The following is an 8398-nucleotide window of genomic DNA, read 5'->3' on the forward strand; positions in this document are numbered from 1 at the left end:
TATGAGTGTGTCTTACCGAAATATGCAAGCGTTTGTGTGTGTAGCTGAATCGGCCACCTTTGCCGAAGCAGCTGAAAAGCTGTTTCTAACCCAACCGGCCTTGTCGAGTGCCATTAAGAAGATGGAAGAACAGTTGGGTGGTCAATTGTTTAGTCGCACTACGCGGCGGGTACAGCTTACCCCGGAGGGCGAAACCTTGTTGCCTCAGGCAAAGCGGTTACTGCACGATTGGGATGATGCCATTGACGGTGTACAGCATCTATTTGCGATGTCGCAGGGTAGGTTAGTGGTGGCTGCCATGCCGTCGTTTGCCGAGTCCAAACTGCCGCCTATCCTGATGCGGTTTCATCAGGCGTACCCCAATATTCGATTACGGATACTGGATGTCATTATGGAAGAAACCATCGAGGCAGTGCGGTCAGGGCGCGCCGATCTGGGATTTTGTTTTGAACCCGAAGTGATGGATAACCTGGAATTTGTTCCGTTGTTTACCGACAGCTTTATGGCCGTGATGCAAGCAGATCATCCTTTGGGCATTCACAAGCGGGTACGCTGGCAAGATCTGGTAAGTAAACCTTTTATTGCCCTGAATAAAGGGTCGAGTGTCAGGCAGTGGACAGAAGAAACTGCCAGTCAGTTTGGCAACTTACAGATTGTAGCTGAAACCGGGCAGTATGGTTCGGTTGGACAACTCATTGCCCAGGGGCTGGGAATTTCAGTAGTGCCGTCCTTGTGTTTAGAGCAAATGCTACGCAAAGGGTTGGTTTGTAGGGAGATTGATAATAATCCGCTGGTAAAACGGGTTGGGATCATTCGCGCAGCCAGAGGTGTTACGTCAAAAGCGTCGCAAACCCTTTGGCAGCAGGTTTGCGACAAGGGGCGGAATTAGGGCTGCCCGATACGCAGGGATTCTTGCCCCATGCACTGCGCCAGAATATCGCGCTCTGGTTTATATGTGGACGACGTTACAGCTGTTGCACCTAACAAGGTATCGTAGAGATTATCATGTGAATACTGATCTTTATTGTGCATAGCGCATTGATTGCTGGCGATCATAGGGGTATTTCGCCAGAACAAGAGTGGCACCGTTGTTTGCGATTCTGGTGCCAGCGCATAAGGGAATCCGTGCAGATATAGTCCTGCTTCCCCTAATGACTCACCATGATCGGAAACATACAACAATTGAGTATGTTCTATGGAGCTGTATTCCAGTTCATGAATCAGACTCGCTAACACGTGATCAGTGTAGGCTATGGTGTTGTCGTAAGTATTGATGAGCGCTTCGTTTGAACAGTGTTGAATGTCGCTTTGTGGGCAATCGGGTGTAAATCGGCGAAATGAATCCGGATAACGCTGATAGTAAGTTGGACCATGTGATCCCATCATATGTAAAACTAACACTGCATGCTTAGCTGTACTTAAGGCAATATATTCTTTCAGTGCTGTAATGAGAACTTCGTCGTAACAGGTTCCTTGTTCACAAATTTTAGGGTCAAGTTGTTCAATTGTAAGCTCATTAACCCTTTTGCATACACCTTTACAGCTGGAATTATTATCTACCCAGAACACTTCGTATCCGGCTTTTTGTATTATGTCCAAAACGTTTTCTTGTTGTTCGGCACTGTAGTGACTGTATTCGCTGCGATCGAGCCTGGAAAACATACAGGGCACTGACACAGCCGTAGCAGTGCCACATGAAGAGATATCCGTAACCATATTTAACCCAATTTCAGCGAGTTCTGGCGTAGTATTACGTGAATAACCCAATATTTGAAAATGGTCTGCCCGAGCAGTTTCTCCCACAACAACAACAGTTAATGACTTAGTATCTAGGTGTTCCCGTTGAATAACAGGTGTGGCGTCGAGTGTAATTAACGGCGTATCACGCTGATAAATTTTTTGTTTTGCAATTTTAATTGACGCATCTGCAAACGCTATTGGTGTGATATAACGAGTGAGTTCGTGATGATTGCGAAAAAACGCTGCGAAATCTTTGTAATAGAATGCCCCCAGTAATACAACGCTAAACAAAGACACCGCGCTCACTTTTAGCGCTGAAAGCATTTGAACACGATAGGTGTTGGGGATTGTTAGGCGTAACAATAACCATGCGGGTAACACACCACTGAGTAATACGATAACCATTGCTGAGCTGTTAAAGTAGCTGAGTGCTTCGTGGGTGTCGGTTTCCAGAAAATTGATGATCATCGATTTGTCGAAGACAATGCCATAAGTTGCAGTGGCATAAGCCAGTGGAGCACTAAGCAGAATAAGTATCGCGCCCGCTGTTCTAATCCCTGTAAAAATGGATAATGCAGAAACGAGCAAAATCATCATGCTACCCAACACCCAGAAAATACTCAAAACAAACAGGATATTCTCGATGCTGCTATCCGGCATCAGATTAATGACCTGATTAATAAAGCTACGGTTGGCAATAACCAATAAAAACAGGGCAGTGAGCACTAATTGGATAACAGGCGATTTAGTTGTTTTTTTAGTTAGCATATCGGCAGCTCTGAGTATTATTTATCCAAATGTGGCAGGTTTTTATTAAGACAACCTTAACGACTAAAACGATTGTTTAACCTGGAGCTGCCACTGCCAGCTATCGGTATTGGGACCGCCTGTCAACGGTGTCGCAATATCCAGGTGAATTACATGTTTGTGACTGGACCGATTTGAATATATCCGCGCACCAATACCAGTACTGGCAAGTGTACCTGTGTATTCATTTGGGTTGCTTGTGTTGTTTTGCCATGCTTTACCCACATCGGCAAACGCAGCCAATCCAATGTCGAACATGCGATACAGATTCCATTTAGGGTAATAACGTAATTCAAACGCATTAATTGCTCTGTGATCGCCATGCTGATATTGCAGAGGATAACCACGCACACCACTTTCGCCTCCAAGTGCGATTGGTAAGTCGGCGTAATTGTTACTGCTTATAGTAACCTGAGTAAGATTGTAAATGCCGAACTTGGACGCAAAGCGATAGAAAGCCTCTGCAGTCAGGTTTGCGTAGAGTAAATCGTGATCTTGCACATGATAGGTTTTGTTTACCTGACCACTAAACATCAACAACGTCGTTGGCCACATGTAGCCTTTCTGCCAGCGCCATTGGGCGTGTAAACCATAGTTGGCGTTGGCAAACGGGTTTGTTTCAACACCAAGTTTGAAGGTATGGTGCCATCCCAGATTTATATCTTCCTGCTGATTGGTCAGGTAGATATCCTGTAGTACCTGAAAATCAGCTTGCAGATACTCATATTCAACCCAGGGGTAACTAAATTTTCGGTCCTGTGGTAATGTGTCCAGTGCAGTAAATTCGTTGTGTTCAACGTTATAAAATTGATCTTCCTGCTGAGTATAACCCAAGGTAAGTCGGTGATACTGATTGTCGGTATTTGCGAGTAACATGCCGTACGCAAGGATTAGCTGATTTCCTGTATGACCAAATATACGTTGAGAAGCACCATTTTGAAAAATCTCGTCCTCTTTGTCGAAATCCAGATAATTAATAAACCACGCGTTTTCTGATGAAAGCTGATAAAACGGCTTGGCGGCATCGAACTGAATGATACTGCCGTCGTCGTTGTCTTCGACGTCAATTAGCATGCTGCTATAGGGAATAAAGGGAATTTGAGACCCAACTTTAAACCGGTATCCACTGCGTTGTTCGTCGGTTTTGTACTCAGCACTTAGCTGTATGCCTTTTCCGAGTAAGTTGTCTTCTTTAACACCAAGTTCAAATTTGTTTTTGCCCCCTTTTCTGCCAAAACTCACTGTGGGTAACATCGACCAGTTATCCCATGTGGTTACTTCTACGGTAACGGCTTCATCAATGTTGCAGGTATCTGAAAATGCGACACTGGCATCGCGAATATACACTTCTTTGCGAATAATGCGCTCAGCTTCGGCAAGCTGTTCAGCAGTTACAATATCGCCTTCTTTAAAAGGCAATCTTTCCTCAATTACGGTAGGTTTTGTGCTGATGTGGAACTGATTGGCTAAGCGGTGCAGCAAATATTGCTCAGTGTCGCTATCGTCAAAAATATTCTGCGTGCTAATAACGACTTTATCGACTTTTATTGAATCACTTTGTTGCGGCGTTGTATTAGGGCAGGGCGTGTTGGCCCCGCATTCAAACGCAACGATTATCGACGCAAGTAGAAAGGTAATTCGACTAACAGGAACTGAATAAGACATTTTTTTGTGCCATAACCACATTTGCCTTTAGTTATGACGCACAAGTCTTAAGATAATCTTAAATGTGTAAATAAAGTTAAAATTGTTCTACCATTTTTTCTTAGGAGCAAACAATTCGTCCAGCTCGTCGCGCTCTTGCTCGCGCTTTTTAGCACGGTCCTGAGCGTTAACATTTTTCAGATTTTCCTGGATTTCCTGAAGTTGCTGTTTTAACCACTGTAAACGGGCCTGACAAAACTCGTCGGGTTGCACCTGATTTTCCAGCGCGGTAACTGCTTTTTCAAAGTACTGGCGGGCCGAACCCAGCATATTCGTTTGTTGTGCGCCGCGGCCACGGCGTATTAATGTTTCAACATTTACCTTTAATTGTAAGCGTTCTAACTGCTTATCCTGTTCCATAAAGGTATTGCCATCAATTTTCCCTTTGCTGCGCTCAGTACGAATCATCACGCGAAGTTTTTTAACTGCCTGAATGTACTGAATGATCATTTTGTCGGTTTCGGGCAGGGTAAACTGATTCTGATTATCGGGATCTACGTCAATAGACTTCAATCGGGCTTCAATGTCCAGGATGTTTTGTTTCAGGTCGGGGGAGCCTGGGGTTAATTCAAGTGTAACCTGCAACGCCCGCTGTATACGCTTTAACAGTATCCGAATCAGCCCCTGTGTGATGGGCATCTGTGAGGTGGCCATTAATACGTTTTCTGTTTCGTCTATGATGGTGCGCTGTTTAGCAATTTCAGCCCGACGCTCAGCATCTATCTTGGCTTTGTACTGCTGATAGGCGTTTACCACAATGGCGATGATCACCAATACTACGATTAGAATAATAATTATTATGGCGGTCATTCAGTAATTCCTGTCATGCTCGGTAGTGTTTCGTCCTGACTATTTAATTATTATCGGCCAATGTTAAGGTATTTTAACCTCAAACACACTGCCGCCCAGCTGGCCACCATTCGACAGCGAAATTTTGCCATGTCTGCCGTTGCGGACATGCGCGCTGGCAATTAAATGCGCGAAGTATAATCCCAGTCCTGTGCGCCCTTGTGAAACATTAAAATCAGAGGGCTTTGCATCATCTTTTACCAGCATAAAATCGGGGTAACCTCTGCCGTCATCCTCAATTTTAATTAGCAATTCGCCAGCCTGCTGTTGTGCTGATACCTTTATTCTAGACGTACCATACCGTAATGCATTGATTAATACATCATTTACTAACAAGTAGATGAGATCCGCGTCGAGGTACCATGCCAAATCCTGATTACAATCTACTTCTATTTCTATGTGTTTTTGCGTGGCATATAAATGGTTGGCACTTATGATATCGTCAATTATTTCGTTCACAAAGCTTTGATCAATTAAAACCGGAAGCGAGTTTCGGTTGGCCCGGTATAACGACAGGATTTGCACAAGCCCCGTGTTCATGCGGCTAGCTTCGTAATGTAAATCAACTACCTGCTGCTTTGTTTCCTGCATGTCATCGGGGAGCGAATTGGCAATTTGTTCAACAGATTGCACCAACAAATTCAGCGAGTTTTTCATATCGTGTACCGCTGCGGCCAGTACCGTTGAAAAATCAATTTGATTATCTTGCTCGTTGGCGCTTGTCATTTTGGCTACTTCCAATTATTGTCAGACTTGCTTATGCTAGTATCTATCATAATTGTATATAATTCCTCTATTTTTGCATAAGCCGTTGACCAGACACCCTTTGCGATGTGTTTGGCAAAGCGCAGTTGGCTAAATATACCTGGCAATTTGTCAGCACATGGCGAAGACACACAATGAAATTACAACAACTAAGATACATTGTTGAAGTACAAAACAATAACCTTAACGTATCAGCCACTGCTGAAAGCCTGTACACCTCTCAGCCTGGTATTAGTAAACAGGTGCGTATGCTGGAAGATGAACTCGGCGTTCAGATATTTGGCAGAAGTGGCAAACATCTTACGCATGTAACTGACGCCGGCAATGAAGTAATTAACATAGCCCGGGAAATTTTAGCTAAGGTTGAAAGCATCAAAGCCGTGGCCAGAGAACACAATTTACCTGACCAAGGTAAACTGAATATTGCCACTACTCACACGCAGGCCCGCTACGCGTTACCTGATGTAATTAAAGGTTTCATGAACAAATACCCCAGGGTGTCGCTGCACATGCATCAGGGCACACCTTCACAAATTAGTGATTTAGCTGCTAAAGGGGAAGCGGATTTTGCCATTGCAACCGAGTCTTTGCATTTGTACAACGATTTAGTGATGCTGCCGTGTTATCACTGGAATCGCAGTGTTATTGTTAATAAAGACCACCCACTTGCCAAGAAAGGCTCCATTACAATTGAAGATGTAGCACAGTATCCGCTGGTAACATACGTGTTCGGTTTTACAGGGCGTTCTGAACTGGATCAGGCATTTGAGCGGGCCGGGCTAACCCCTAAAATTGTGTTCACTGCAACTGATGCAGACGTTATAAAAACCTATGTAAGGCTGGGTGTAGGCATTGGTGTAATTGCTTCAATGGCGGTAAGCGAAGAACTGGATTCCGATTTGGTTAAGATTGATGCCAGCCATATGTTTGATTACAGCACTACAAAAATTGGTTTCAGAAAAGGTTCTTTCTTACGTAGTTATATGTTTGACTTTATAGAACGATTCGCTCCACATTTAACTAAAGACAAAGTGGAAAAAGCCATGATGCTGAAGAACAATGATGAAGTAGAAAAGATGTTCAAAGGCCACACACTGCCTGTAAAGTGAAGTGTAACAATATTGGCAAAAGAATGGCCTGGATATTTCCAGGCTTTTTTATTTTGAGCACGGGAAATACAAGCCAAGTGATAAGTAAATAAATAATTACCCGTTCTAGTGTATTTGACTCAAAACAGAAAGCAACGCACCAAAACAAAGCATATTATAAGGTTGTATTAAAAGGAGTTTGGGTATTATTATGGTCGAATTATATACACCATTTTGGCGTAAGTTTTTACACCATTTGGATACATATTAAATTGTTAGTTGCCAAGGACGGTTATGCGGTTTTTAAATCTCATTCTTTTATCTATATCGATTTCAGTATTCGCTAACGAAGATGGTTGGGTGCAATACTTAAATCGCCCCTCTGCAGAAAACGCCAAAGCAATCAGACAAGCTCCGAAAAGTTTTAATTTTAACGATGTATATGACGTTCTTAGCGTACAAGTTCTTTCGGGTGATTTAGAAGCATTGAATTTGGCTTTGAGGCTTAAACAATGGGTTTCATTATCCGCATCAGATTCTGAGAGTTTAAGTGTTTTAATTGGTAAAACGGCTCGTTCATTCCCTGAGCAATATTTAAAGGTTGTCAGTTCAATTGAAACGCCAATGCAATGTGTCGGCTTGGTTAATTATGGATTAGAGTACATAGATAATGTATCAGCTATGTTGTACGAAAATGAACAGCGACAATTAGCCTTACAGTCAGTAGATTCGTCAAAATTATCTGGTATTCGGGATAACTGTTTAAAAATCCTAAAAGCAGATGCGATTTTTTTAACTAAACAGTTGGGCAACTAACAAACCGCTGTAGACGCAAGCGGAGCTTGCTGGGACAAAAACACGTGGGCTGTCCTCGCTTCGCTCGTTATTATAGCCCACGTATTTTTGCCCCTAAGCGGGGTGTTATGTTGCAATAAGGAAATCAAATGGATCGTGAATTCGCAGAAAATTTACTTGAACAACTCGCTATCCTGGAAGTAACTATTGAGGAAATTTCAAGAAAAATTCCAGTTGAACTTAGGAAGTTAATCTCAAAAGATTTAGGAACATTACTTAAGTGTTGTGCTGAAATGGAGATGGATATCGGAAGTAAGGAGCCAGATTTACATCCAATGTTCTTAGGAATAGAAAATTTTTCTAATCTTCGCAAAAAACATGAAAATCCAAAACACCCTGTTGAACTCCCATCTGACGAAGAGATCAAGAAGGCTAATGAGTTGTGGGTCAAAATCCAAAAAAGCGGCCCGAAATAAACATGCAACATAACAAACCGCTGTAGACGCACGCGGGGCGTGCTGGGACAAAAACACGTGGGCTGTCCTCGCTTCGCTCGATATTATAGCCCACATGTTTTTGCCCCTAAGCGGGGTGTTATACGGTACGAGCTTTAGGACCTGTAGAAATAAACTCGTAGTGTGCTCAGTAAA

The 8398-nt window shown here is 43.1% G+C and carries 8 protein-coding genes; 4 read left to right on the forward strand and 4 right to left on the reverse strand.

What is annotated here, in order from left to right; translation table 11 throughout:
- The first annotated feature begins 1 nt into the window (after position 1).
- Positions 2–889, forward strand: coding sequence for a LysR family transcriptional regulator (locus FJ444_RS05790; RefSeq protein WP_140956963.1), 888 nt, complete (start codon positions 2–4; stop codon positions 887–889).
- Here the strand turns inward: FJ444_RS05790 and FJ444_RS05795 are convergent.
- The 4 genes from FJ444_RS05795 to FJ444_RS05810 all read right to left on the reverse strand — a co-directional run bounded on the left by FJ444_RS05795 (position 886) and on the right by FJ444_RS05810 (position 5826).
- Complete coding sequence (locus tag FJ444_RS05795) at positions 886–2508, reverse strand: phosphoethanolamine transferase (RefSeq protein ID WP_140956964.1); 1623 nt, start codon at positions 2506–2508, stop codon at positions 886–888. The genes FJ444_RS05790 and FJ444_RS05795 overlap by 4 nt on opposite strands.
- A gap of 63 nt (positions 2509–2571) precedes the next feature.
- On the reverse strand, positions 2572–4212 hold the full coding sequence (locus FJ444_RS05800; RefSeq protein WP_181405076.1) for a BamA/TamA family outer membrane protein: 1641 nt from the start codon (positions 4210–4212) through the stop codon (positions 2572–2574).
- Between the two features lie 87 nt (positions 4213–4299).
- Complete coding sequence (locus tag FJ444_RS05805; RefSeq protein ID WP_140956966.1) at positions 4300–5061, reverse strand: hypothetical protein; 762 nt, start codon at positions 5059–5061, stop codon at positions 4300–4302.
- A gap of 63 nt (positions 5062–5124) precedes the next feature.
- A complete protein-coding gene (locus FJ444_RS05810) occupies positions 5125–5826 on the reverse strand; it encodes a sensor histidine kinase KdpD (RefSeq protein ID WP_140956967.1) in 702 nt (233 codons plus the stop codon).
- Between the two features lie 173 nt (positions 5827–5999).
- Between FJ444_RS05810 and cysB the strand changes: the two genes are divergently transcribed.
- From cysB to FJ444_RS05825, 3 genes are all read left to right on the forward strand, one after another.
- A complete protein-coding gene (cysB, locus tag FJ444_RS05815; protein WP_140956968.1) occupies positions 6000–6974 on the forward strand; it encodes an HTH-type transcriptional regulator CysB in 975 nt (324 codons plus the stop codon).
- A 273-nt stretch (positions 6975–7247) separates the two neighbouring features.
- Positions 7248–7769, forward strand: coding sequence for a hypothetical protein (locus tag FJ444_RS05820; protein ID WP_140956969.1), 522 nt, complete (start codon positions 7248–7250; stop codon positions 7767–7769).
- Positions 7770–7897: 128 nt separating this feature from the next.
- Complete coding sequence (locus tag FJ444_RS05825; protein WP_140956970.1) at positions 7898–8224, forward strand: hypothetical protein; 327 nt, start codon at positions 7898–7900, stop codon at positions 8222–8224.
- The last annotated feature ends 174 nt before the right edge of the window (positions 8225–8398 follow it).

Origin of the sequence: Aestuariibacter sp. GS-14 (genome assembly GCF_006494365.1) — a bacterium.
In the GTDB taxonomy this organism is placed as follows: domain Bacteria; phylum Pseudomonadota; class Gammaproteobacteria; order Enterobacterales; family Alteromonadaceae; genus Alteromonas; species Alteromonas mangrovi.